At 64.3% G+C, this 25,105-nt stretch carries 17 protein-coding genes; 12 read left to right on the top strand and 5 right to left on the bottom strand.

Annotated elements, in window-relative coordinates:
- Positions 1 to 121 precede the first annotated feature (121 nt).
- From TQ38_RS23015 to TQ38_RS22995, 5 genes are all read right to left on the bottom strand, one after another.
- Positions 122 to 2,377, bottom strand: coding sequence for a TonB-dependent receptor (locus TQ38_RS23015; protein ID WP_043969971.1), 2,256 nt, complete (start codon positions 2,375 to 2,377; stop codon positions 122 to 124).
- 147 nt (positions 2,378 to 2,524) lie between these two features.
- The gene (locus TQ38_RS23010; protein ID WP_043969970.1) at positions 2,525 to 3,313 is read right to left on the bottom strand and encodes an enoyl-CoA hydratase-related protein; all 789 of its coding nucleotides are present in this window, start codon (positions 3,311 to 3,313) and stop codon (positions 2,525 to 2,527) included.
- 200 nt (positions 3,314 to 3,513) lie between these two features.
- On the bottom strand, positions 3,514 to 4,446 hold the full coding sequence (locus tag TQ38_RS23005; protein WP_052505483.1) for a LysR family transcriptional regulator: 933 nt from the start codon (positions 4,444 to 4,446) through the stop codon (positions 3,514 to 3,516).
- 62 nt (positions 4,447 to 4,508) lie between these two features.
- The gene (locus TQ38_RS23000) at positions 4,509 to 6,032 is read right to left on the bottom strand and encodes an acetyl-CoA acetyltransferase (protein ID WP_043969969.1); all 1,524 of its coding nucleotides are present in this window, start codon (positions 6,030 to 6,032) and stop codon (positions 4,509 to 4,511) included.
- Positions 6,033 to 6,295: 263 nt separating this feature from the next.
- Positions 6,296 to 8,683, bottom strand: coding sequence for a CoA transferase (locus TQ38_RS22995; protein ID WP_240198064.1), 2,388 nt, complete (start codon positions 8,681 to 8,683; stop codon positions 6,296 to 6,298).
- Between the two features lie 288 nt (positions 8,684 to 8,971).
- Between TQ38_RS22995 and TQ38_RS22990 the strand changes: the two genes are divergently transcribed.
- From TQ38_RS22990 to TQ38_RS22935, 12 genes are all read left to right on the top strand, one after another.
- On the top strand, positions 8,972 to 10,297 hold the full coding sequence (locus tag TQ38_RS22990) for an MFS transporter (RefSeq protein WP_052505482.1): 1,326 nt from the start codon (positions 8,972 to 8,974) through the stop codon (positions 10,295 to 10,297).
- Between the two features lie 68 nt (positions 10,298 to 10,365).
- A complete protein-coding gene (locus TQ38_RS22985; RefSeq protein ID WP_043969967.1) occupies positions 10,366 to 11,580 on the top strand; it encodes a cytochrome P450 in 1,215 nt (404 codons plus the stop codon).
- Positions 11,581 to 12,068: 488 nt separating this feature from the next.
- Positions 12,069 to 13,550 (top strand): carboxylesterase/lipase family protein, encoded by a 1,482-nt coding sequence (locus tag TQ38_RS22980; protein WP_043969965.1) that lies wholly within the window; start codon positions 12,069 to 12,071, stop codon positions 13,548 to 13,550.
- A 29-nt stretch (positions 13,551 to 13,579) separates the two neighbouring features.
- On the top strand, positions 13,580 to 14,341 hold the full coding sequence (locus tag TQ38_RS22975) for an SDR family NAD(P)-dependent oxidoreductase (protein WP_043969964.1): 762 nt from the start codon (positions 13,580 to 13,582) through the stop codon (positions 14,339 to 14,341).
- Positions 14,342 to 14,503: 162 nt separating this feature from the next.
- Positions 14,504 to 16,654 carry a TonB-dependent receptor gene (locus tag TQ38_RS22970; protein ID WP_043969963.1) on the top strand — a complete coding sequence of 717 codons (2,151 nt, stop codon included), beginning with the start codon at positions 14,504 to 14,506 and terminating at the stop codon, positions 16,652 to 16,654.
- Between the two features lie 8 nt (positions 16,655 to 16,662).
- Entirely contained in the window at positions 16,663 to 18,075 is a 1,413-nt protein-coding gene (locus tag TQ38_RS22965) for an FAD-binding oxidoreductase (RefSeq protein ID WP_043969962.1), read from the top strand.
- The gene (locus tag TQ38_RS22960; RefSeq protein WP_043969961.1) at positions 18,075 to 19,388 is read left to right on the top strand and encodes an MFS transporter; all 1,314 of its coding nucleotides are present in this window, start codon (positions 18,075 to 18,077) and stop codon (positions 19,386 to 19,388) included. Before TQ38_RS22965 ends, TQ38_RS22960 begins: the two co-directional genes overlap by 1 nt.
- A 66-nt stretch (positions 19,389 to 19,454) precedes the next feature.
- Entirely contained in the window at positions 19,455 to 20,234 is a 780-nt protein-coding gene (locus TQ38_RS22955) for an AraC family transcriptional regulator (RefSeq protein ID WP_052505481.1), read from the top strand.
- Positions 20,231 to 20,932, top strand: coding sequence for a FadR/GntR family transcriptional regulator (locus TQ38_RS22950; protein WP_043969960.1), 702 nt, complete (start codon positions 20,231 to 20,233; stop codon positions 20,930 to 20,932). The genes TQ38_RS22955 and TQ38_RS22950 overlap by 4 nt, the downstream gene beginning before the upstream one ends.
- Positions 20,933 to 21,557: 625 nt before the next feature.
- Positions 21,558 to 22,319 carry an IclR family transcriptional regulator gene (locus TQ38_RS22945; protein WP_043969959.1) on the top strand — a complete coding sequence of 254 codons (762 nt, stop codon included), beginning with the start codon at positions 21,558 to 21,560 and terminating at the stop codon, positions 22,317 to 22,319.
- A gap of 7 nt (positions 22,320 to 22,326) precedes the next feature.
- Positions 22,327 to 23,751, top strand: a complete 1,425-nt coding sequence (locus tag TQ38_RS22940; RefSeq protein ID WP_043970558.1) for an amidohydrolase family protein — start codon at positions 22,327 to 22,329, stop codon at positions 23,749 to 23,751.
- Positions 23,752 to 23,787: 36 nt separating this feature from the next.
- Positions 23,788 to 25,104, top strand: a complete 1,317-nt coding sequence (locus TQ38_RS22935; RefSeq protein ID WP_043969958.1) for an MFS transporter — start codon at positions 23,788 to 23,790, stop codon at positions 25,102 to 25,104.
- The last annotated feature ends 1 nt before the right edge of the window (position 25,105 follow it).

Below are 25,105 nucleotides of genomic sequence, written 5' to 3'. Positions count from 1 at the left end.
TTCGCGCTTCACCGGCGCCGTATCGCTGTTCGTTCGACCAGATATCATCCAGAAGTTCAGCGGGAAACGCTAAGTCTTCGAGTTCGACAATCTGGCCAAACGAACACAGGTGCCGTGAATGTCAGTATGTGAAGCCCAGCGAAATGCCCCAAGTTCTTGCGACCTCCCGGCTCGCGAAAGCAAACGGCCCGGTGATGACTTTCCGGTAGAGACGCCCGTCGCTGTGGAATGCATTCTGGACGAAGGCGGAAAGGCTCACCGTCTTGCGGTCGCCAAGTTCATGACGGTAACCAATCGATGCATCGACCGTGGCATAAGCATCGATGAAATCGCGATTGAAGCCGGTGGTGTCGCGAATGATCGACGTGGCGAACCTGTCCGTCCATTTGTAGTTCGCGTTGAGCAGTATCTCGCCGCCTGTCGCCTCCAGCGGAATGGTCGCGTCGCCGCCGAAGCTGACTGACCACTTGGGAGCATAACGCAGGTTGCGCTGGTCCTTGACGTCCACCCCGGCCGACAGGAACTCATCGTACTTGCCATCTATGTAGCCGACCGCCGCTCGCAGGTTCAGCCAGTCGGTCGGCGCCAGCTGGAACTCTCCCTCGAAGCCCTGCAACGTCGCGGAAGATGCATTCTGTACTTGTGTCTGCGTGATGAGCGGGTTGATCGGCGAGGCGGTTATGACCTCCTCCTGCTTGTCCTTGTACTCGGCGCGGAAGACGGTGATGTTGGCCCTCGCCCGGTTTTCCCAGAAAGTGGTGCGCAGGCCCGCCTCGTAGCTGTCGACCGTTTCGGGCTGGTACGGCCCGATTGCAGTCGTCACGGTCGCCCGGCTGTTCCAGCCGCCCGAACGATACCCGCGCGACCATCCCGCGTAGACCATGATGTCCGGAGTGAACCGGAAATCAAGCGTGACGCGCGGCGTGAACTTGCGGAACGTCACGGAAGGGTCGGCACACGGTCCGTACAGTGACGCCGCATCGGGGCACTGGCCGGTGATTACGCCCGTCGCGGGATTGCGGAAGCGGATGTAGAAGTCCTTCTTCTCATGCGTATAGCGCCCGCCGACGGTGAGGCGCAGCCGGTCCACAGGCTCGATGTAAGCTTCCGCATAAGCTGCGTAGGCATTCAGATCCTGCCCGGCATCGAAGAACTGCGAGCGCGTACCCGCGACTTCTACCGTCTGGACGAGGTCGAACTTGGATTTCATGTAGTAGAGCCCCGCGACGAAATCGAACACGCCGCCGAAACTGCTGATTGCGCGCACTTCCTGGCTGAACTGGCTGGCCTTCTGGTCGCGTTTCGACACGAAAACGTGGGCGCCGTTCGCCAGCGGCGCGGCGCCGGTATTCTCGATGTTCAGGCCGTCCTTCTGCCTGGTATAGTTGGTGATGGATTCGATCGAAATGCCGTCGATCACGTCAAGTTTGGCATTCAGGGTAACGGCGGTGTGCTGGAGCCGGGCATAGAACGGGTAATCGTCAAGCGCGAGCTTGTTGCCGCTGTCGGCGATCTGCTGTCCCTGGGTGCCGATGCAGGCGCCGAAAGCGATGCAGAAGGTCTGGTTCGCGGCGGAAATCGGCACCAGGCTCGGGTAGTGCGAGCGATCCTGGATGCGGTCCACCGACAATGTGGCGTCGAAGGCCGAACCGGGATTGAAGCGCAGCGCCCCGAAGATCGAGTAACGATCGATGCCGTCCTCACGCTTGCCGTCGCTGACGCGGCGGGTGAAACTGTCGCTGCGTTCGCGGTAGCCGCCCACCTTGAGGCCGACCGTGTCCGCCACGATCGGAATGTTGGCGATCGCCTTGTATTCGCGCACGTTGTAGCTGCCCACCGTGACCTGGCCCTTGAGGCCCCAGTCCATCGTCGGCTTGGTGCGTTTGATGCTGATGACGCCGCCGATGGTGTTGCGGCCGAACAAGGTGCCCTGTGGGCCACGCAGGACTTCGATCGCCTCGATGTCGAACGTGTCCATCATCGCGCCGGTGTTGGAAGCCAGGAACACCCCGTCGACCGAGACGGCCACGGCCGGTTCGAACGCGCGGTCAAGATCGCCGAAGCTGATGCCGCGGATCGAGGCGGACATGCCGCCGCCGGTGAAGGGGTGACGGCCAAGCTCCACGTTGGGCATGAACTTCTCGATGGAATCGACGTCGGGGATGAAGCTGCGTTCGATCATCGCGGCATCCATCGCCGCCACCGCGACGGGCACCGTCTGGAGCGATTCCGAGCGCTGACGGGCGGTCACGATGATCTCACCGATGCCGACGGTCTTCTCCTCCGCCTGGGCTTCTGGCGGGGGCGCCGACTGCGCCCGGGCGGGCGTTGCGGACAGAGCCAGGACGCTGGCGGCGAGCAGAAGGCCGTTTTTCATCTGAATCATCTCCCCTTTTTTGTTGTCGTTGTGTCGGCGATGCCCGGATCAGAACCCGGCCGGCGCGCGTAGTCGTTCCTCGCCGCCGGTCAGGCGGTCGGATTCTGTTTCACAGCGGTAAAGCGGTCTGTCCTGCGGCCGGCCTTGTCAGCAGCCGGACCATTGCGGCGGTCGTTTCTCGACGAAAGCGCGCGGCCCTTCGACAAAGTCGTCGGTCAGCATCAGGCGCTCGAACGCCTCGCGCGAGGCCTGGATCGACGCGCTTTCGGGCACATCGGCGGCGCTCCGCGCGACCTGCAGGCTTTCACGTACCGCCACCGGCGAATTGGCGCAGATCGCGCGGGCGAGGCCAAGCGCGGCGTCGATCACTTCACCTTCCGCTACCACCCGGTTGACCAGCCCCAGCGCCGCTGCGCGCGGTGCCGCGATAGGCTCGCCGGTGGCGATCATTTCCAAAGCGATGGCGCGGGGCAACTGGCGCGGCAGGCGATAGATCCCGCCGGCCCCCGCGATCAGCCCGCGCTTCACTTCCGGCAGGCCCAGCACCGTGGTGTCCGCCACCACCCGCAAGTCGCAGGCGAGAGAGATTTCCAGACCCCCGCCCAACGCACTGCCCTTCACCGCCGCGATCCACGGCTTGACGCGGACCGCCTCGACGAAGCCGGCAAAGCCGCCGTCGGGCGTGCTCAGATCATCGCCGCGCCCCGCCGCCACTTCGGCAAGATCGGCGCCGGCGCAGAACGTGGGACCTTCAGCCGACGTGATCACTACCGCCCAGATGGCGGGATCACCCTCCGTCTGCTTGACGATCGCGTCGATCGCCCGCGCCACGGCGCCGTTGACGGCGTTGCGCTTTTCCGGACGGTTCAACGTGACCAGGCCGATATGCCCGTCGACGATCTCAAACAGCACCACGTCATCAACCGTATCGGTCATGTATCTCTCTCCAAACCCATCGCTTATGCGGCACGGTTGCGGCGCGAACGCGCCAGGCTGTTCTGGTGATTTCCCCAAGTGGACTGCGCTGCAACGCAATACCCACCCATCCTCTTTGACGTAATCGAACGCGCCTGTTTGTGCGGCGACTGGTTATTCCTGAAAGGATATTGCCCGGCGGCGCCTTCGTCTAATATGTTTCACAGGACGCTTGAGACGAATTTCTTATCAACGTTCGCGGCTACCGATGCGCGCGCCACGTCCCATAGCCCCCGGACAGCGGGGCGATCATCGTTCTCGCGCCGCACGAGATGCAGGGCGAACGTGAAGTCCGCTTCCCGGAACGGCACCACCGTAAGATCGGGGTCCGGGTTGGATTGTGCGTGCCATTCGCTGATGAGCACCGGGATATGCGTGCGCACGGCATGACGGCGAATCCCGCAAAGCGACGATTCCGGCAGCGCGACGATCTCGATGTCGTGCTCCGCCAGCCTTGGCGCGATGCTATCGTAGAACGCGGGATTGATGTTGCGGCGGAAGCTGGCGACCTGCCGCCCCCGCAGCGCCGAAAGCGGCACGTCGTCGCCCCATTCAGCCGCCTGGTCATGCTCGGCCAGAATCGCCCAGCGATAATGCGCGATGTCGATGACCTCGCATCCCGCCCGTTCGAAAGGCCCCACGGTGAAGGCCATGTCGATCTCGTGGTCCAGCAGGGCGTCGAGCAGCTGCGCGGACCAGGCGTTGACGATCTCGATCTCCATCCGGGGATAGCGGCCAACGAACAGATCCAGAAGCGCGCCGCGCGCCGGGATCTCGGCGGAAAAATCGGGGGCGCCGAGTTTCAGCGACAGCGCCTGATAGCCGCGGATATCCTTGGCCGCGTCGCCGGCCTGAAGCGCCGCCTCGACATAGGCGCGCGCCGGTTCGAGAAACGCCTTGCCCTGCCGCGTCAGCACCACGCCGCGATTGCGGTTGCGGAAGAACAGCGGGAAGCCGACCTGGTCTTCGAGCTTGCGGATCTGCACCGAAAGCCAGGGCTGCGCGACATGCAGCGTCGCCGCCGCGCGGGTGAAGGAGAGCGCGTCGGCAACCGCTACGAACATGCGGACCTGCCGGATATCGATATTCGTCATCTTCCACGCTCCCTCTCCATGCGCCTGCGTTGTTCGCGGCGTCCATTCAGTCTTTCACGCCATCAGGGCGAGCCCCAGATCGCCAGCCCATCGGGCCCGGTGACGACCTGCCCCGCCGTGCCGACCGGCTCGGTGTCGCCCGCCATCAGGAAGGCGATCGTCGCCGTATCGGTTTCCGGTACGCGGGCAATGAACCGCGCGCCTTGCGGCGTGCGGCCGATGATCGTCGCATGACGGGGGCTGCCGTGCCGGTCGAACGGGATGGTGTAGGTTTCTATGGTGCCCGGCCCGGAATACTCGGCCAGAAGTTCGGGCGCCGCGCCGCGCCGTGCATCGGCAAGAGGCTGCACGTCATAGTCCTGCGGGAAGGTCCCCGCCGGCACCGGCTTGCGGCTGAACACCATCGAGTGACTGTGCGTGGCATAGCCGCCATTGGCCACGATCAGCCCGTGATCGCCGCCTTCGCGCAGCTTCGCCGCCATGCGCGCGGCGGCGTGCATCATGCAGTTGCCGATCGGGCCCCCTCCGAACGTGAGGCCGCCATAGACCGAGCACGGCTTCTCCAGTGGCCAATCGAGCACGCGCCGGGCCAGCTTGGGCACGATGGGGAAGCAGGAATACAGTTCGACGTGGTCGATGTCAGAGGCGGCCAGCCCATTGCGTTCCAGCGCCGAAAGCACCGTCGTCTCCAAACTGACGGCGTGGGTGTAGCTGTCGCGCAGCAGGAAATCCTCGTCCTCGTGCGCGGCGGCGCCGGCGCCGATATAGACGATGCGGCTTTCGTCCACGCCCAGTTCGCGCGCCTTGGCGAGACTGGCGACGATCACCGCAGCGCCCATGTTCACGCTGGCATTGGCGACCATCATCTTGGTGTAGGGAAAGCTGACCATGCGGTTGTCCGGCGTGGCCGTGGCGATTGCCTCCGCGCTCACCGGCTTGCGGATCCAGGCGTAAGGGTTGGCAGCCGCGACCGCCGCGAAGCCTTCGCCGATCCTGCCGCTTTCCGCCTGCCCTTCGGCCAGCGTCTGCCCCCAGGCCGCGCGGGCAGCGTTTTCGTAAAGCGGGTAGACGTCGATCGGAGTGAACAGCCCATGCTTGCGCGCAAGCGGCTTGGCGTTGGCTTCCGCGACATCGGCGATGGAGCTTTTCGGCGTCTCCTGCCCGGCCGCTATAGCCGCCTGGGCGCGTTTCGCGGCCGTGCGCAGGGCCTCCGCGCCGACCGCCGCTGCAATGGATATCTCGCCCCGCCCGATCAGGTTGGCCGCATCGTTGATCAGCTTGATCGGGCCATCACCGCTGGCCTCGTGGGTCTTGAGCAGATGCGGCGGGCGCCTGCCCCCGCCAGCGACCAAACGCTCGGCCAGGCGCTCTTGCGGGGCCGGGTCGGGGAAGGATATCTCGTCCTCCACCCCCAGCCAGTCCAGTGCATCGAGCACCGAAACGCCCGCATCCGCCTCAGCCGCCTTGAGGGCGGCCAGCATGAGGTCGAACGCATCGAGCCCGTCGAGATCGTTCGCAGGCCGGTCCAGCACTTCGCCGATACCGATCAGGACCGGCACCCTCGTTTCATCGACATTGGAGTTCATGCATCTTTCCTTTCCAAGACTTTGCTTGTCGGCGACGCAGAAAATTCGAGTCTTCCATCTGGGCACATTTCCAAGGGAGCACCGCGCCAAAGGCGTTTTTCTCTGTCATCGTGGAAATCGGCGCAATGCCGCGGCCATCGCCCGGTAGTGACGCGGGCGGCCTGTCGACCTTCGTATCCTCTCCTTTATCGTTGGCGGGATGCTAATGGTCGGTGTCATTGGAAGTCAAATCTGCATCATCCTTTGTATGACTGACGTTTGTGTTAGGTTTTCAAACTGACCATTGCTTCGCCGCGTCCTTTGCCCTCGGCCAACATCCGGGCGATTTCGGGGGCTACGCCCTGCAACACGTTCGAGGCGAACAGGCGTTCAATTTCATCCGGGGGCAGTGCCAGCCAATCGCGCATTACCTCCGCGCTGTTCTCGCCCATCAGCGGGGCAGGCGTTGCCGGCAAATCGGCGATGTTCGACGAAGGGGCATGGAACCTCTCGGCAAGAACCTCTTCGGCAAGGTGCGGGTGTTGCTCGGCGCGGAAAAGCCCACGCTCGCGGAAGTAGCCGAACTCGGGAAGGTCCGCGATCCGCAGCATCCGTGCCGCCGGAACTCCCCCTGCCTGCAAGCGCCGCATCGCCGCATCGGCGCCCTGGCGGCCGATCCACTCGGTCAGATCGCGCTCGATCGCGGCCCTGTTCCGCAAGCGGCCGTAGCGATCGGCATATTGCGGCAGAGTGGCCCAGTCATCACGGCAAAGCACCCGCGACAGCGCCTGCCAATCGCGGTCGCCCCGAACCGTCACGACGCACCATTCGTCATCGTCGCTCGCCGGAAACACGCCCCAAGGCGCATCCGAAGGTGCGTCCCAGTCGTCCACTCCATTCGCCAATCCCACGATCTCGGGCGCAAAATGATCGAGCATGACTTCCATTTGCGAGATCGAGGCCGTGCCGCCCCGGCCCGTGCGCAGCCGCCGTGCAAGCAGCGCCAGCGTCGCGATCGCGCCATAACGCGCCGCCGCGTGGTCAGGGTAGATAGTGACACTGTCGCTGAAGGCCTCAGCGTCGTCAGGATAACACCACTTGCGCGTCAGCCCCGAGGCGGCACGGACCAGCGGGCCATAGCCCATCCGTCCGGCCCACGGCCCGTCTGCTCCGAACGCGCTGCTATCCACCATGACCACGCCGGGATTGAGCGCGTTGATCGCCGCGTAATCGAAGCCCAGCGATTCCATCGTGCCGGGCTTGAAGTTGGAAAGAATAACGTCCGCCTCGCCCGCCAGTCGCAGGAACAGCGCCTTGCCCTCGGGATGTCGCAAGTTTAGCCCCAGGCTGCGTTTGTTGCGATGCCCCGCCGCGAACCCTACCGAAAGGCCGGTGGGCAGGTAGGAATGGCGCGTACCATCGGGGAACGATGCGCTTTCGACCTTGATGACATCGGCGCCAAGATCGGCCAGTAGCCGGCTCTGCTCTCCGCCCACGACGATCACGCCAAGGTCGATCACCTTCAAGCCTGCCAGTGGCTGCGCCGGCGTTGCGCCGTCGGGCCGGGGAAATGGCACTCCACCCGCAGGCGCGGCATGGTGCCCATTACGGTCGATGCCGATCACGCCGCGCGGCATCCGCACCTTGTGGCCATCAGGCAATTCCACGTCGGCGATGATGCCCCGAGCCGTCACATGATCGGTCGCAAGGCATTCCGCCAGCGAAAGCACGCCTGCAATCGGGACGCCATGTTCGGCCCCTTCCTGCTCGAGGTCGGCCTTGCGCCGGTCACGGAAGAACTCCGCCATGGCCTGTGTCAGCGCGCCGGATTGCTGGCGCATCTCCAGGCTGTTGAAGTCGGCTGAGGCGAACTGGGCGGGCGACCCCAGCCAGCGGAACATGTTCTGCCACTGGCGCGGTGCCAGCAGGCACACCCGCACTTGTCCGTCAGCGCAGGGAAAAATGGGATAGAGCATCCCCGGCACTGGGCGTCCCGGCGGCAGCAGCTTCGCGGACCGCCCCAGCGTGGCGCTTCCGGCCAGCCCGAACCCGGGATCGAGCGCCTGAACCGCTCCGTCGAGCATCGAGAAATCGATACGGTCGCCGCGCCCCGTCACCTGCGCCGCATAGATCGCTGCCATCCCGACATAGGCCGCCTGTGTCATCGCGCAGTCGAACGCCAGGCGCCCCGGCGGCAGCAGCGGCTCGCGCCCCGCCACGCCCGACCGCGAAAGCTCGCTGGACAATGCGTGGAGCACCGGGTCGGTGGCCTGCCAGTCGGCATAGGCGTTGCCGGTGCCGAACATGGAGATTGTCATCAGGACACAGCGTTCCGGCACTGCCTCGCTCGGAAAATCCAGCTCCGTCGGTCGGGGGTAAGGGACAAGGACGAGGTCAGCCTGCTCCAGCAATTCGCGCCACTGCGCCGATCGTTCGCCCGGCTCGTGCGGCAGCGTGACCAGTTCCTTGCCTGCATCGGCGACGGCGTGGATGATCGCTTCCTTGCGGTCTCCGGCGGCTCGCTCGCCGCCCAGAGGCCTGACGCGGATCACGCGGGCGCCAAGGTCGGCGTAGGGGCGGCTTAGCGCCTTCACTGTGCCGTCCAGCAGGTCCAGCACGACCACCCCCTCAAGCGGCCGAGAAGCGCTTGCCTCGGCGGCTGGCGCCATCATGGGCGGCACCAATGGACATGGTTGCGCTGCATCCCGTTCCCCGATTTTCATTGTTATCTCTCTGCGGAGAAACATCCGGAAAGGGGGAAGCACTGTCCAATACGCAATTGGCCGATGCTGATACGAATATCGTATCAAGACCTACGGCTATTCCGAAGGAAATCCCCGACCGTTGAGACGGGATCGATGATCAACCATGCGCATAATCGTATTAGATGGGTCCCTGTCCGGCCCCTAGCCTGCCGCAATCGAACGGCGGGCAACAACGGCATCGCTGCGGAGAGGTGCATGGCAGACACGCAATCCACCGGCAACGCGGTTTCGCCGGCAACCGGACGCGGCGCCGCGTGGTACGGCACCATCGCGGTCTCGCTGGCGTTCACGCTTTCCTACATCGACCGACAGATACTGAGCCTGCTGGTCACGTCCATCAAGGCATCGCTGGGGCTGAGCGACACGCAGATCGGCATCCTCCAGGGGGTCAGCTTCTCGATCTTCCACGTCCTTGCCACGCTTCCCCTCGCGTGGCTGGCGGACCGCGTCCACCGGCCCCGGCTGATGGCGGCCTGCATGATCGCCTGGAGCTTCGCCACGTGCGCGGCCGGGCTGGCCTTCAGCTTCGGCAGCCTCATGCTGGCGCGGATTGGCGTCGCCGTGAGCGAAGCGGGCCTGCCGCCCGCTGCACAAAGCCTGCTCGCCGACCTGCACGACAGGCCCGGCCTTGCCCGCGCGACTTCGATCTTCATGCTCGCGCCCTTCGTCGGCGGCGGCCTCGCCCTGACTTTGGGCGGAAAGCTCTACGCCGCCTCCGCCTCGTGGGATCTATCGGGCATGGCCGCTTTCGCAGCGTTGGAGCGGTGGCAGCTGATACTGCTGCTGGCAGGCTTGCCCGGTCTTGTCCTGGCCCCGGCAATGGCCTTCACCGTGCGCGAACCGCGCATGGGCATGGCCGCCGCCCGGCCCCACGCGGCGAAAGGCGCATTGGCGGCGTTCCTCGTCGAAAATCGCGCTTTCTGCTTTCCCTTCATGATCGCCATCGCCCTGCTCATCACGATCCTCAACGCATTTGTAGCGTGGATGCCGACAGCGCTGATGCGCCGACACGGACTGGACGAAGCCGCTGTGGGCCAAGGTTTCGGCATCGTGTTTATCCTGGCCGGCGCATCCGGCACCCTCACCGCAGGTTGGCTGGTGAGCCGGTTGCGCAAGGAGCAGATGCTTGAACGCACGGTTCGTCTGATGCGCGGCGCCGCGATCATCATGTTCCTGCCGGCCACCTTTGCCCCGCTGGCGGCCAACCTCGGTCAAGCGCTGGCCCTGCTGGCGCCGGCCATATTCGTCCTGAGCGCGATCATCAGCATGAGTTCCATCCCGTTCCAGTTCATCGCTCCGCCGCAACTGCGCGCGCAGGCACTGGCAGCGCTTTCCATTGCCGCAGCATTCGTGGGAACCGGGCTTGGCCCCTTGCTGATCGGGCTGCTCAGCGACGGATTCGAGGCGTCCGCGGCTATCGACCCTCTCGCCTGCGCGCTGGCCATCGCTGCCGGCGTCATATTGCCGATCATCGCGATCTGCCTTTCCATAGCGGCGCGCAGCGTTGCAGACCTGCCGTAAACCATAGGTAAAACGGGAGGCTTCCCGTGATAGCGTCATAAAAAATGAAGACGACGGAGAGGATCACCATGCTTGCAACGGCCGTACCAGCGCACGTTCCCACCGATCGGGTGGTCGATTTCGACATCTTCAATCCGCCCGGGATCGAAACCGACTATTTCGCTGCCTGGACCGCGCTGCTGGATGGGCCGGGCCTGGTATGGACCACGGCCAACGGCGGCCACTGGATCGGCGCGCGGGGCGACATTGTTCGCCAGCTTTGGGCGGATGCGGATCGACTGTCGAGCGAATGCCTTGCCGTCACGCCGGGCCTTGGTGAGGTGATGCAGTTCATTCCGCTCCAGTCCGACGGTCCCGCACACAAGGCCTTTCGCACGCCCGTAGTAAAAGGCTTTGCCTCCCGCTTTATTACCGCCCTCGAACCGGGCGTCGAAGCCGCCGCGCGTGAGTTGATCGCGGGACTGCGGGACCGGGGTGAGTGCGATTTCGTCACTGACTTCGCCGAAATCCTGCCGCTCAACATCTTTCTCAACCTGATCGACGTCCCGCTCGAGGATCGGCCGCGTCTCAGGCAATTGGGCGTCCAGCTCACCCGCCCCGACGGCTCGATTACCGTCGAAGGGCTCAAACAGGCCGCCGACGATTACCTGTGGCCTTTCATCGAACAGCGCATGCGCGAACCGGGCGACGACCTGTTCAGCCGCATACTGGCGCTGCCTGTGGGAGACCGCCCATGGAGCGTCGATGAAGCGCAGCGAATGTGCCGCAACCTGCTGTTCGGGGGGCTGGACACTGTGGCGGCAATGGTCGGCATGGTCGCACTTCACCTTGCCCGCCATCCCGGCGATCAACGCCTGCTGCGCGAAAACTCGGACCTGATCCCTGCTGCGGCCGATGAACTGATGCGCCGTTACCCAACGGTAGCGGTAAGTCGAAATGCCGTCGTAGATGTCGAAGTCGATGGTATCACGATCAGGACGGGCGACCTGGTCTATCTCCCCAGCGTGCTCCACAACCTTGACCCGGCCTGTTTCGCCAGCCCGGAAGAAGTACATTTCGATCGCGGCCTTACGCCTGTTCGCCACACGACGATGGGCGTGGGCGCTCATCGCTGTGTTGGCGCGGGATTGGCACGAATGGAAGTGATCGTGTTCCTGCAGGAATGGCTGGCGGGAATGCCGGAAATTTCCCTCAGCCCTACGCGCGCCGTCACCATGAAGGGCGGAAATGTAGGCGCCTGCACATCCATACCGCTAGTCTGGGATGCGAAACTCGCTCCGTAGTAAGCCGATTCAAGAAGGCGGATTGGACTAACCATCGGCAGGCCACCAATTGCTGGCGCCCTGATTCCGGGCGTTCTCGAGGTGCGCCTTTCTGAAGCTACCCGTTCGTTCGGCAGGTCAAAAGTGGGACCAAGTTGGCGCTGTTAATGACGGCGGCCATGCGCGGCTATGGGCGAAGAAACTTTCACCCCAACGCTGGACCCGGACCGCAACGCCTCAAGTGATGCGCGCATATTCGGATCAGCGCTGACCCTCGAGTTCGTACACCATGGACCCGATGTCAGCGGCGGGTCAGTTTGTGCAGTGCCTGGACGACTGGCGGCCGCCGCTTCAGAGCCTTGCCCGTTCAAAAGGTGGCTTTTTGCCGAGCCGCCTCTCCATTCGCTACAGTCAATCGAATAACCCGATCGGCATAGCCGAATACGGCTGCGGTCACGGCCCTGTCGTTGTACTTTCCCTTTCGTCAGGCCTTACGCGGAGAGAAAGCTTTGGAATTGGAAGTCGAAACCACCGCGGGAAGAATTCTGGGCCGCGAGACGGCGGGCGTCCGCTGCTTTCTGGGCGTGCCTTACGCCGCGCCTCCAGTGGGTTCCCTGCGCTTTGCACCGCCGCAAAAGCCCGCGCAATGGACCGGTGTGCGCGGCGCGCTTGAGAATGGCGCCAATGCGCCGCAGCGCGTCAAGGCAATACCTGGGCTGGACGTCAGACCGCTCATCGGAGACGGCTGGCAACCGGGCGACGACTATCTGACCCTCAACGTCTGGGCGCCGGCAGAGCATGGAGGCGATTGCCCGGTCATGGTCTTCATCCACGGCGGCGCCTTCCTCGTGGGCAGCAAGGACGCATCCGTCCATGACGGCGCCAGCTTCGCCCGCGACGGCATCGTATGCATCGCCATCAACTATCGGATGGGCGTGGATGGTTTCCTGCCGATCCCCGGCGTTCCCACCAATCTGGGGCTGCGCGACATGATTGCTGCGCTGGAATGGGTGAAAGAGAACGCCTCCGCATTTGGCGGCAATTCCGCGAATGTCACCGTCTTCGGAGAGTCTGCCGGGGCAATGGCGATCGCGGACCTGATCGCGTCACCACTGGCAAAGGGGCTTTTCCGCCGCGCCATCGTGCAGAGCGGCCATGGCCGCATGACCCGTGACATCAGCGTGGCGCAGCGGCTGGTGCGCAAACTTGCAGGACTGCTGAAGATCGCGCCCGACGAGGCGGGTTTCCGCAGCGTGGAGCCGGGCGAGCGCCTGCTCGACGCGGTAGAGAAGGTCAGTCTGCCCAAAACCCGGCTCGATCTGCGGGACGCTCAGGGGCACGAGCCGGTGTTCGGTATCAGCCGCTTCGTCCCCGTCCACGGCGATGACGTCCTGCCGCTGCCGCCGCTGGACGCATTGAAGGCCGGCGCGGGGGCCGAGGTGGATTTACTGATCGGCACCAATGCGGAAGAGATGAACCTCTATTTCATACCTACCGGCGTGCGCGAAAAGGTCGGGCGTCTTTTGGCCACCTACATCTTCCACCGCGTGCATCCGCAGGCGCGCAAACTGCTCAAGGCTTACGGCATGGGGCAAAAAGGTGTGAAGCCCGGCCATGCCTTCACCGACGCCGCACATGATCTTGTGTTCCGCTGGCCTGCCCGCCGCTTTGCCGAGGAGCATCGCGGGCGCACGCATATGTATGAGTTCGAATGGCGCTCCCCCCTGTTCGGGGGACTGGGCCCCGCCCACGCGACGGAACTGCCTTTCGTATTCGATAATCTCGCCGCTGCGACTGGCGCCGAAGGGCTTTGCGGTGAAGCGCCGCCGCAGGCGCTGGCGACGCGGGTGCACCGCATCTGGGTTGATTTCGCCAAAGACGGTACGTTGCCCTGGCCCGAATTCACCCGCGATGCCCGTAATGTCTACCTGCTGGAGCGCGGCGAGGCGATCGATGAAGCCCCCTTCCCCATCGCACCCTTTCTGCCCTGAAGGCCTTTTTCCGCTTCGAAGGATAAGCCATGTATCTTGAACGACTGAAGCTGGATGGCCGGCGCGCGCTGGTCACGGGCGGCGCCAGCGGCATCGGCCTGGCATGCGTAGAAGCCCTTGCCGAAATGGGGGCGCAGGTGGTGATCGCCGACCTTGCCGAAAACACGGTCGCTGCCGCGCGGCAGGCCATGCACGATAAAGGCCATGCCTGTGACGGTGCGGTGATGGATGTCACCGATTCCGCCCGTGTGACCGCTGTGGCCGAACAGCTCGGCGCCATCGACATCCTCGTCAACAACGCCGGGATCGCCCGCAGCGAAACCGCCGCCGAGACGGTGGAGGACGAACATTGGCTCAACGTGATCGACGTCAATCTCAACGGCACCTTCTGGTGCGCGCGTGCATTCGGGCGGCACATGCTGGAGGCCGGACGCGGCAGTATCGTCAACGTTGGATCGATGAGCGGTTTCATCGTCAACCGTCCGCAGGGGCAAAGCTACTACAACGCCTCCAAGGCCGCAGTTCATCAGCTGACGCGCAGCCTCGCCGCCGAATGGGCGGATCGCGGCGTGCGCGTGAATGCGGTAGCGCCCACTTACATCCGCACGCCGCTTAACGAATTTGCCGACAAACAGGGCGAAATGTACCGCCGCTGGATCGATTCCACGCCCATGGCGCGGCTTGGTGAACCCGAGGAAGTCGCGTCCGTCGTCGCGTTCCTGGCCTCCGACGCCGCCAGCCTGATGACGGGCAGCATCGTTCTGGCGGACGGCGGCTACACCTGCTGGTAACCCTGCTTGGAAGTATCCGGCAAGACCGATCGGTCAACTCAATGCGCCGAACGGCAAAGTACGAGAGACTCCCTTAACCTTTCAGATAGGTTAGACCTGTCTTATAGGTTGTTACGCCGACTCGCAGGGCATGGACTTTGAGAGCGGCATCGGGAGAGACACATGAAGTCACGCATTTTCCTGCTCGCCGGTGTTTCGGTTCTTGCCGCAGTCAGCGCTGCTGCCCCCGCGATGGCCGACGATGCAGCGCCTGCCGCAGCCGCTGCCGACACCGCCCCGGAGATCGTCGTCACGGCTCGCAAGCGCGCCGAGAGCCTGCTCGACGTGCCGGTCGCCGTCACGGCCGTCAGCGGCGATACGCTGGCCCGGCGCAACATCAATTCGGTGCGCGAAGCGGCTGTGCTGACACCGGGCCTCAACATCAGCAGCGACGGCGCGGGCCGCGCTTTCGTGTCGATCCGCGGCGTGGGCGTTACGCTTGTGCAGTCCGTGCAACCGGGCGTCGGCCTGTTCGTGGACGGCATCTATCGCCCCAACACCGCCTATCTCAACAATCCGTTGCTCGACGTGGAGCGGATCGAGGTGCTGCGCGGGCCGCAAGGCACGCTTTACGGCAAGAACACGCTGGGCGGCGCGATCAACGTCATCACCCGCCAGCCGGGCAACGAATTCGAAGCGCGCGGCCAGGCCAGTTATGCCGGGCCTGACAACGCCTGGCTGGTTTCCGGTTCCGTGTCTGCGCCGATCGTGCAGGACAAGCTGGCGATCCGCGTCGGCGCCTCGCACCGGCAGCAGGATGGCTTCATCAACAACACCAATATCGGCGGCAAGGCCAACAAGCTGAACACGGACTCGGTCAGCACCACCATCCGCGCGACGCCCACCGAAGACCTTACCATCGTCATCAACGGTTACTATGACTGGGTGAAGGGCGCCAATGTCCCCTATGCCCGCGTCGCCGGCCCGACCGACTATTCGCGCAGCAACCAGTTCGACACGCTGGGCACCACCAATTACAGGTATTGCGGCGTCAACGCCCGTATCGAGACCCCGATCGAGGCGATCAATACCAAGGTCTCGCTGCTGGCCGCCTATGACCTGCGCAATACCAGCGCCCCCGACACCGACGGCGATTTCGGCCCAAGCAACCCTGCCCTTCCCATCCCCGCCGTGCGCCAGAGCAGCACCGATGCGCTGCGCACCAAGACCGTCGAACTGCGCTTCGACACCGAGCTTTCCGACCAGTTCTCCACCCTGGTCGGCCTGTTCTACAGCCGCGAGACAACGCGCGCCAATCAGCTGACCAACATCGCTATCCCGCTCATCGGCCTCAGCATCAACAACCGCGCGCTCAACGCCACCAAGGCCGACACTTACGCCGCCTTCGGCACTGCATTCTGGAAGCCGAACGCGGACTGGGAAGTCGCGCTGGGCCTGCGCTATGACCATGAGGACCGCTCGTCTTCGGGATCGGTCAACGGCGGTGCTCCCAGCAGCGTCGGCCTGAAGTCCAACGAGGTCGAACCGCGCCTCTCCGTGACACGCCACTGGTCGAAGGAACTGATGACCTATGCGTCGGTAGCGCGCGGCTATCGCGGCGGCGGCTTCAACGCGGTGACCGCGCCGGTGCGCGTCTACAAGGGCGATTCCGCCTGGACCTATGAAGTCGGCGCCAAATACGCCTCGCTCGACCGCAGATTCACCCTGTCGGGCGACGTTTTCTACAGCGATTATAAGAACTACATCGGCCTCAACTCGATCGCCCCTGCCTCGACCGGCGGCCTTGTGACGGTGGACCTCAATTCAGGCGACGTCGAAAGCTACGGCGCCGAACTGGAGGCCACTTTCAAGCCAGTGCCGGAGTGGACCCTCTCGGGCAGCGCGACCTACATGCACGCCCGCCTGACCGACAGTTCGCCCTATACCGCCGTCACCGGGCGCACCCTCGCCACCAATCGGCTGACTTTCCAGCCTGACTGGATGTTCAATCTTTCAAGCGATTATGCCGTACCTCTGGGCGAAAACAGCCTGACCTTCAGCGCCAGCGTCAATGGCAAGGGCAGCCGCTCCGCCGCCAGCCTCAACCAGACCACGCCGACGATCCTGAAAAGCTACGTTCTTGCCAACGGGTCGATCACTTACCGGATGGGTAACATCGAACTCGCCGTGTTCGGCAACAACCTGTTCAACAAGAAGTACTTCGACAGCTACATCGAGAAGACCACGCTGACCCTGGCGGGCCTGCCTGCGTCCGATCTCGGCATCATCGGCGACTTGCGCCGCTACGGCGTGCGCGCCAGCTTCCGGTTCTGAGGAACACCATGTCAGCCCATTACACCCCCCAGCCGCGCAAGCCCTTGCCGGAAGGCTTCCTCAAGGCCCTGCAAGGCCTGTTCGGCGACCGCCTCCAAATGGGGGAAGCGGTTCGGCTGCAGCACGGCAGCAGCGAGGCTCATTTCACGCCTAGCCTGCCCGACGCGGTAGTCTATCCGCGCTCGACCGAAGAAGTGGTCTCGCTGGTGAAGCTCTGCGGCGCAGCGCAGGTGCCCGTGATCCCGTTCGGCGCCGGCACTTCGATCGAGGGCAACACCATTCCGGTACGCGGCGGAGTGACGGTCGACCTCAGCGCGATGGACGCGATCATCGCGGTGAATGCCGAAGACTTCGACTGCACCGTGCAGGCAGGGGTTCGGCGCGAGCAGCTGAACGAGCACTTGCGCGATGCCGGGCTGTTCTTCCCGATCGACCCCGGGGCCAACGCTACCATCGGCGGCATGGCGGCCACCCGCGCCTCGGGCACCAATGCCGTGCGATACGGCACCATGCGCGAGGCGATCCTGAGCCTGCGCGTAGTCATGCCAGACGGCCGGGAAATCCGCACCAGCCGCCGCGCACGCAAATCGGCGGCAGGGTATGATCTCACCCGCCTCATGATCGGCAGCGAGGGTACGCTGGGCATCATCACCGAGGTGACCTTGCGTCTGCACGGCATTCCGGAGGCCATATCCTCGGCAGTGTGCAGCTTCGAAACGCTTGAGGGCGCGGTCGATACGGTGGTCCAGGCGATTCAGATCGGCGTGCCGCTGGCGCGGGTGGAAATTCTCGACGACATGCAGATGCGCGCCGTCAACCGCTGGTCCAAGCTCGACTACCCCGAACTGACGACGCTGTTTTTCGAATTTCACGGGTCACAGACCTATGTGGAGGAGCAGGTTCGAACGGTTGAGGAAATCGCCGGGATGAACGGCGGCGGTGAATTCAGCTGGTCAAACCTGCCTGAAGAACGCTCGAAACTGTGGAAGGCCCGCCACGAGGCTTATTACGCCGCCGTCAATCAGCGCCCCGGCGCGGTGGGCTGGGCAACGGACGTATGCGTGCCGATCAGCCGCCTTGCCGAATGCATTACCCAGACTAAGATCGACCTTGAGAAGTCCAGCGTGCCCGGCACGATCCTGGGTCATGTCGGCGACGGCAACTTCCACGTCGTATTCTCTGTCGATCCCAACGTGCCGGAGGAGATGGTCGAGGTCGAGGCGATCAACGACCGGCTGGTCCGCCGCGCCCTCGCCATGGACGGCACCTGCACCGGCGAGCATGGCATCGGCCTTGGCAAGCAGGACTGGCTGGTTGCCGAACTGGGCGATGCGGTGGACATCATGCGCCTGATCAAAAACGCGATAGACCCCCATAACCTTTTCAATCCGGGCAAGATCTTCGCGTCGGGCGCCTGCTGATGGCAAGCGTCGCCCTGCCCGTCCCGGCACCCTCTGCCGCCGCATTTCGCAGCCGTCTGGCCTCGCTGATGATCCTTGCGGTGGCCATGGCGGCGGGTTTCACCATGATGGGCTCCTTCAGTATGGTGCAGGAAGGCGCCAAGGCGGAAATGGGTCTGAGCGACTATGCCCTGGGCCTTGTCCAAGGCGTATCCGCCGCCGTGCCGCTGGTGTTGTTCTCCATCCCGATCGGCATCCTTGTCGACCGCCGCAATCGGGTTCGGCTGCTGATCGTGCTGGGCCTGATCTGGACCTTGGGCACTCTTCTCACCGCGTTCGCGCAAAGCGTGCCGGTCCTGTTTGCGGCAAGAATGATGGCCGGGATCGGGACGACGGGCGCCTTGACCGCAGCCCTCTCGCTTACCGCTGACTTGTGCGAACCGCAGCAACGCGGGCGCGCGATGCTGGTCGTGACGCTGGGCAAGTGCATGGGCCAGGCGGGCGCTTTCGCGCTGGCCGGCGGGTTGCTGGGTCTGGTGATGCACGTATCCCTGCCCGGCATCGCAGAAATGGCGCCGTGGCGCGCCACGCATGTCCTCCTCGCCGCAATCAGCCTTGCGCTCATCCTGCCGCTGCTGACCCTGCGCGAACCGGCACGCCAAGAGGTCGCGGCCGGCATCCATGCCCCGTTTCGCGTCGTGGCGGGCGAATTATGGGCACGCCGCGCTTTTCTGATCCCGTTGTTCCTCGGCCAGGTAAGCGTGGTCATGGCCGATGCCGCTGCCGCAATCTGGGCTTCACCAGTGCTTTCCCGCAGTTACGGGCTGGCGCCGCAGGAATTCGCCGGATGGATGGGCGCGCTGATTTTCTCGACCGGCGTGGCAGGCTCGATCCTCGGCGGCGTTGCGGCCGATCTGGGGCACAAAAGCCCGCGCCGCGGCGGTCTGCTGATCGGCGCGGTCGGGGCCGCCGCCATCGGCGTACCCGCCGCGCTGTTCCCAATTGCGCCCAGCGTCCCGCTGTTCGCGCTCGCCATCGGCACGCTGATGTTCTGCGGCACGATCACCGGGCTCGTCACGTCCGTAGCGCTGACCGTGCTGATCCCCAATGAACTGCGCGGGCTGTGCATCGGCGCCTTCATCGCGCTGGCGGGACTGGTGGGCTTCGGCATCGCGCCTTCGCTGGTCACGGCGGTAAGTGGGCTGCTGGGCGGCGAGGCGCATCTCGGCCGTGGACTGGCTATCGTCGGCGTAAGCGTCAGTCTGGTTTCGGTATTCGCCTTTATCCAGGCGATGCGCCGGGCTCCGCTGTCGGCGACAAAGGAACCTATCTGATAGCTCTTGCATCAAGCTACCAGATAGGTCATTGTACTCTTTCCAAGGAGAGAGAAAGCCGCACCCATGCAAAGCCAATTGGCTGCAATCGAGGTTTCGCCCGAAATGCTGACCCTGGTGGGCCCGGGCAAGGTTGGCCGGATAAGCCCCCCACCCCGCCCTGTCGGCTTCGCACTGACATTTGGCGCGGTGGGTACGCCCGCTACGGTGCGCTATTTCGCCCGGCCAAGCGTCAAGGTACTCAACGCCGATATGCAGACCCGCCTGATCCTGCTGGTATCGCGCGCCGCGTGTGAACGGATCGCCGGCGGGGCCCTGGCCTTGACCGATGGCGGCCTGTTCCACCTCCCCGCCGCGCTACGCACGATCGCCCTTGCCATTCGCGACTGCGACCTGCCGGACGCAGCCAGCACGCCCTACCGGCTGGCGAAAAGCATCGAACTGCTCTGTGACCTCCTGCGCGCGCATGGGGACAACACGCTGGTTCCGGTCAGCGCAGAGGGGCTGCTATCGAGGGCGGACACCCAGCGCCTGCTGGCCGCGCGGCAGGTCATCGACGAGCGTTGGGCAGAGAAGTTGACGCTCGACATGATCGCCCGCGCCTCCGGCCTCAACAGAGGTAAACTGACGCGCGGTTTCCGCGAGATGTTCGACTGCACCGTGGCCGACGCCATTTCCGGCCACCGTCTGAGCGAGGCACGCCAGATGTTGCTGGCCACGGACCTGCCGATATCCTCTATCGGCTACCGCTGCGGCTACCTCAACAACGCCAGCTTCACCCGCGCCTTCGCTCGGCATTTCGGCGAGGCGCCGACCCATTTTCGCGCACGGAGCCTGGCAGCATGAGCGCGCGCCAGATCGACAATGGTGGATCGCTGGTCGACCATGCGGTGCAGGCAGTGCGCGGCCATATCCGCGAGCATGACCTGAAAGTGGGTGACAGCCTTCCCGGAGAAGGGCATTTCGCGGCTCAACTGGGTGTCAGCCGCGCGGTGATGCGTGAAGCCTTCGGCGCGCTTGCAGCGCTGCGGCTGCTCGACGTGGGCAATGGCCGCCGTGCCCGCGTGGGCGCCATCGACGGCTCCGTGATCGGTGCCTCGCTGGACCATGCCGTCACCACGTCGCAGATCAGCGTGGCGGAAGTGTGGGACGTCCGCCGCACGCTCGAAATGCGCATCGCCGCGCTCGCAGCCGAGCGGCGCAGTGACGAACAGGCCGAGCAGATCCTGGCCCTCGCTGAAGCGATGGTTCGCGATCAGGGGAACATGGCTTTGGTGACGGCCCACGATACGGCATTCCATCAGATCCTGGCGGCCTCTACCGGCAATATGCTGTTCACTCAGATCGTCCGGTCTTTTGCTCCGCAAATGGAGATCGCGGTGCCCCGCGCATGGGAAACTCGCCATGCCCAGGACCAGAAGGCGACTATCCTTTCCCTGCACCGACGCATCGCCCACGCTATCGCCGAAAAAAACCCGTCCGAGGCCGTTGCCGCCATGGAGGAGCATTTCGACGCCTCCATTGGAGATCTCTTGCCACGATGAATGTGGATCAATGGCGCACGTTTTATCTCGCACCATGAGAGAACCAGTCGCAACCTGACGATGTCATATCGACATCCGCGACAGCGTTTCTACTTCGGCTCCGATACATAACTGCGGGGACTAAACACCTGAGCGCGGAGACGTGCCAAGGCACGGTGCCTCAGAGTGGTCATATGCCGCCAACGACCAACCTTGTGCGTCGTTTGGAAGTCCCCCTAATCGCTCGGCAAGAAGCGCAGCCACAGGCGCCTTGGCAGCTGCGCCCGAGGATTGACGCGCGAGTCCGACCTTGGCTTCATTTCAGGCATCATCTGGTAGGAATCCTCTGGCGGGAGACTCCCGAAAATTGATTTCTGGTTCATGCACGGGAACAAGCAATTCAATTTTCACCCGTTAGAAGCCACGTGATTCAAGATTACGTGCATTACGCCCTAGCGCCTACATTCCAACGAAATGCAACGTTTATAGGTGCTTATAGCGTATTTTTGTCCATCCTGCGTTTGGAGAAGGGCGCGTGGACAAACGTTTGACAAAAAGCATCGATTGGCTGAAGATGTTCACTCTCGTGAACGAATTGTTCCGTAATTTGAACGAAGCCTTCCGGGTTGCACAACGAGGCGATTGAATGAGTGATGAGATCAAGTCTGCCGCCCGCGTCCTGGACATGTTGGAACTGTTCTCGACCCGCTGCGACGGTCTCACGCTGAGCGAAGTCGCCCGCGGACTCGAACTCCCCAAAAGCAGCACACTTGGATTGCTTCGAACCCTGCACAAGCGCGGCTACCTCATTCGCGAGAATGAAAACGATAGCTATCGGCTAAATGACATGATCCGGCGGGATGGCTTCGCTCGCCATGGCCGCATCCTCCGCGTCGCACCGCCCGTCATGCAGGCGCTGGCCATTGACGCGGGTGAAACCGTGCTTCTGGGCATGCCAGATGCGCCCGGCCTCGTCCGATTGCTTGCGAAGGAGGCTTCGCCTTCGGACATTCGATACGACATTGAATTGCCCCGCAAGGTGCCCGCATTCTGCACCGCGCTGGGAAGGGTCCTGCTCACGCGGCTTGAGCCCAAGGCGGTGGAGGCAGCGCTCGACGCAGTGCCGCGCGCGGCGATGACCACCTCCACCCGTGTCGATCGCAGCGCCGTGCTTGATGCCGTCGATGCCGCGCGCGAAACCGGGTTTTCGATCGTCGAGGACGAATTCGCGGTAGGCGGCACCGGGGTTGCGGCGGTGATTCCGCTCGGTCCGGGCCAGCCACTCGCGGCGCTGGGCCTGGCCTGCATCTCCCAGCGTTACCACCAGGACCCGGCGCGCCTGCAAGCGCAGCTGGGCAACGCCATCAACCAGATCGCCGAGGCTATGGCCAGCCAGGGCAATGCGTGAGATGACCATGAAGCTTTCCCTTGCATCCGCCTTCGCCCTGCCCCTTGCCGCCCTTCTACTGGCCGGCACGGCTGTATCCGCTGCTCCCGCGCCGGAGGCGGTTCCTGCCACCGATCGCCATGACTGGATCGCACCGGGCACCAACACCGACCACACCCCGCGCATGATCCCCGAGCGACCCGAGCCGGCCACCGCCCAAGTGACGGTGCTGCGCGGCGGGCTGGTGTTCGACACGAAGACGCTGGCGGCAGCGCCCGGCAGCGTGGTCGTGCGCGGCGACCGGATCGTTGCCGTCCTGCCCGCCGCCAGCACCGACTGGCCGGCGGACGCGAAGGTGATCGACGTCACCGGCAAATTCGTCATGCCCGGCCTGATCGACATGCACGTTCACGTCACCTACCCCGATGGAGCCACCCCCGAGGACGTGCAGGCCGAAGACGCCGACGGCGTGCTGCGCGGCTTGCGCAATTTGCGCTGGTTCCTCGAATCCGGCTTCACCTCGGTGCGCGATCTCAACGGGGTGGACAACGCACCCTACCGCCTTGCCGACTGGAGCGCGGCAGACGCCATTCCAGCGCCGCGTGTATTCACCGCCGGACACATCATCACCGGCACCGGCGGCCACGCCACCGAGCGCCCGGTGCGCCCCTCTCACGGCCCCGCTTTCGCCTGGGAGCGCGACGGCGCCGAGGCTTGGCGCGCCGCCGTGCGTCAGACTTTCAAGAACGGCGCCAGCGTCATCAAGGTTGCCAGCCACTTCGCGCCCGACGAAATCCAGGCGGCGGTCGACGAAGCACACCGCCTCGGCCTAAAGGTGACCTGCGACTGCGAGACGATCTATACCCAGATGGCCGTCGACGCCGGGATCGACATGATCGAACACCCGTTGCCGCGCACCGACGCTACCATCGCCGACATGGCACGCCACAAGACCGCTGCCGTGCCCACGCTGCAGGTCTACCAGAACGTGATCGACCGCGCGGGCGGCTTTTGGGGGTCCACCTCGCGCCGCTTCACGATGACGTCGGACGCCAACTTCGAACTGTTCCGCAAGATGAAGAAGGCCGGAATCGTGATGGGCGTGGGCACCGACACGATCGGCGATGCCAACAAGATGACCCCCAATATCTATCTCGCGGAACTCAAGTGGTTCGTGAAGGGCGGCTACACCGTACCGCAGGCGCTCCAGGCGGCCACACGCACCAATGCGCAGCTGCTGGGCATGGGCGACCTGCTGGGCGGTATCGAGGCGGGCAAGCTAGCCGATCTGCTTGTGATCGACGGCCGCCCCGACCAAGACATCGATGCGCTGCGCAAAGTGGCGCTGGTGTTCAAGGACGGCCAGTTGATGGTGCGCGACGGCGCCGTGGTGACCCTGCCTCATGTGCCCCAGCCGCTGCCCAAGCGTTCTCCGGCGGAAGACCCCGCCTGATCCAGTCTTAAGCCCCGCATAAAGGAAGACATTGCCATGACGACGACGGCGCTTCCCGCCGGGGGCGAAGCCTTGCGCCCCACACCCAGCAAAAAGGACATCACCCGGGCCTTGGCTTCGGCAATGATCGGCAACTGGTTCGAATTGTTCGACTTCATCATCTACGGCTATTTCGCCGCGCAAATCGGCATTGCGATGTTCCCCGCCGCCGATCCGGTGACGACCATCCTGTCCAGCTTCGCGACGTACGGCGTGGGCTTCGTGATGCGCCCGGTCGGGTCGATGGTACTAGGTTCGATGGGCGACCGCTTCGGCCGCAAGTCCGCGCTGGTGCTGACGATGATGCTGATGGCCTTCGCGACCTGCGCCACCGGCCTGATCCCGACGTATACCACGATCGGCCTCGCCGCGCCGCTGCTGCTGGTTGCCTGCCGCCTGATCCAGGGCTTTGCCGCCGGCGGCGAATGGGGCGGGGCGACGACGTTTCTGGTCGAATATGCCCCGCCGCACCGGCGCGGGCTGTTCGGCGCGCTGCAACAGTTGAGCACCAGCCTGGCGGTAGTTTCCGCAGTGCTGGTGGCGCTGACCCTCAACGCTGTCCTCTCGCCCGAGGACCTGCAGGCCTGGGGTTGGCGCGTGCCGTTCGTGGGCGGCATCCTGATCGCGCCCTTGGGCTTCTACCTGCGCGCCAAGGTGCCCGAAACACCCAACTTCCAGGCTGAGGCAGAGCGCCCGACCCATCCCCTGCGCGAAGCATTGACCATCCACCGCCGCACAGTGCTGACAATCGGCGGCATGGTCACGATCTGGACCGTCGCGGGCTATACTTACGGCACCTTCCTGGTCAGCTTCGCCAGCCAGGTTCTGGAGGTGCCGTCCCGCTATGCCCTGACCGGTACGCTGGTAGGCGCGCTGTGCAACGTGGCAGTAATCCCGCTGGCAGGCTTCGCGTCCGACTATGTGGGCCGCAAGCCCTTCCTGATTGCCAGCGCGACCGGGTTCCTGTTCTGCTCGATCCCGCTGTTCACGCTCATGGCGGAGCACCGCACCGGCACCTCCGTCATCATTGCCACGGCCGTGGCGGGGGTATTCTCCGGCCTGTTCAGCGGCACGGCGCCGACGTACCTATGCGAACTGCTGCCCACCCGCGTACGCTATACCGCGCTGTCGGTGGGCTATAACGGCGCGGTCATGCTGTTCGGCGGTTTTGCCCCGTTCATCGCCACGCTGCTGATCCGCCTGACCGGCGCGCCCATTGCGCCCGCCTTCTATGTCACCGCCGCCGCCGCGCTCTCGCTCATCGTGATTGCCTGCGTGCGGGCGCCCGATCCCGCCATAGCCATCGACCAGTAAG

Source organism: Novosphingobium sp. P6W, from assembly GCF_000876675.2.
In the GTDB taxonomy this organism is placed as follows: Bacteria; Pseudomonadota; Alphaproteobacteria; order Sphingomonadales; family Sphingomonadaceae; genus Novosphingobium.
The sequence above is the reverse complement of the archived record's forward strand: the minus strand, read 5'-3'. Positions and strand labels throughout refer to the sequence as shown.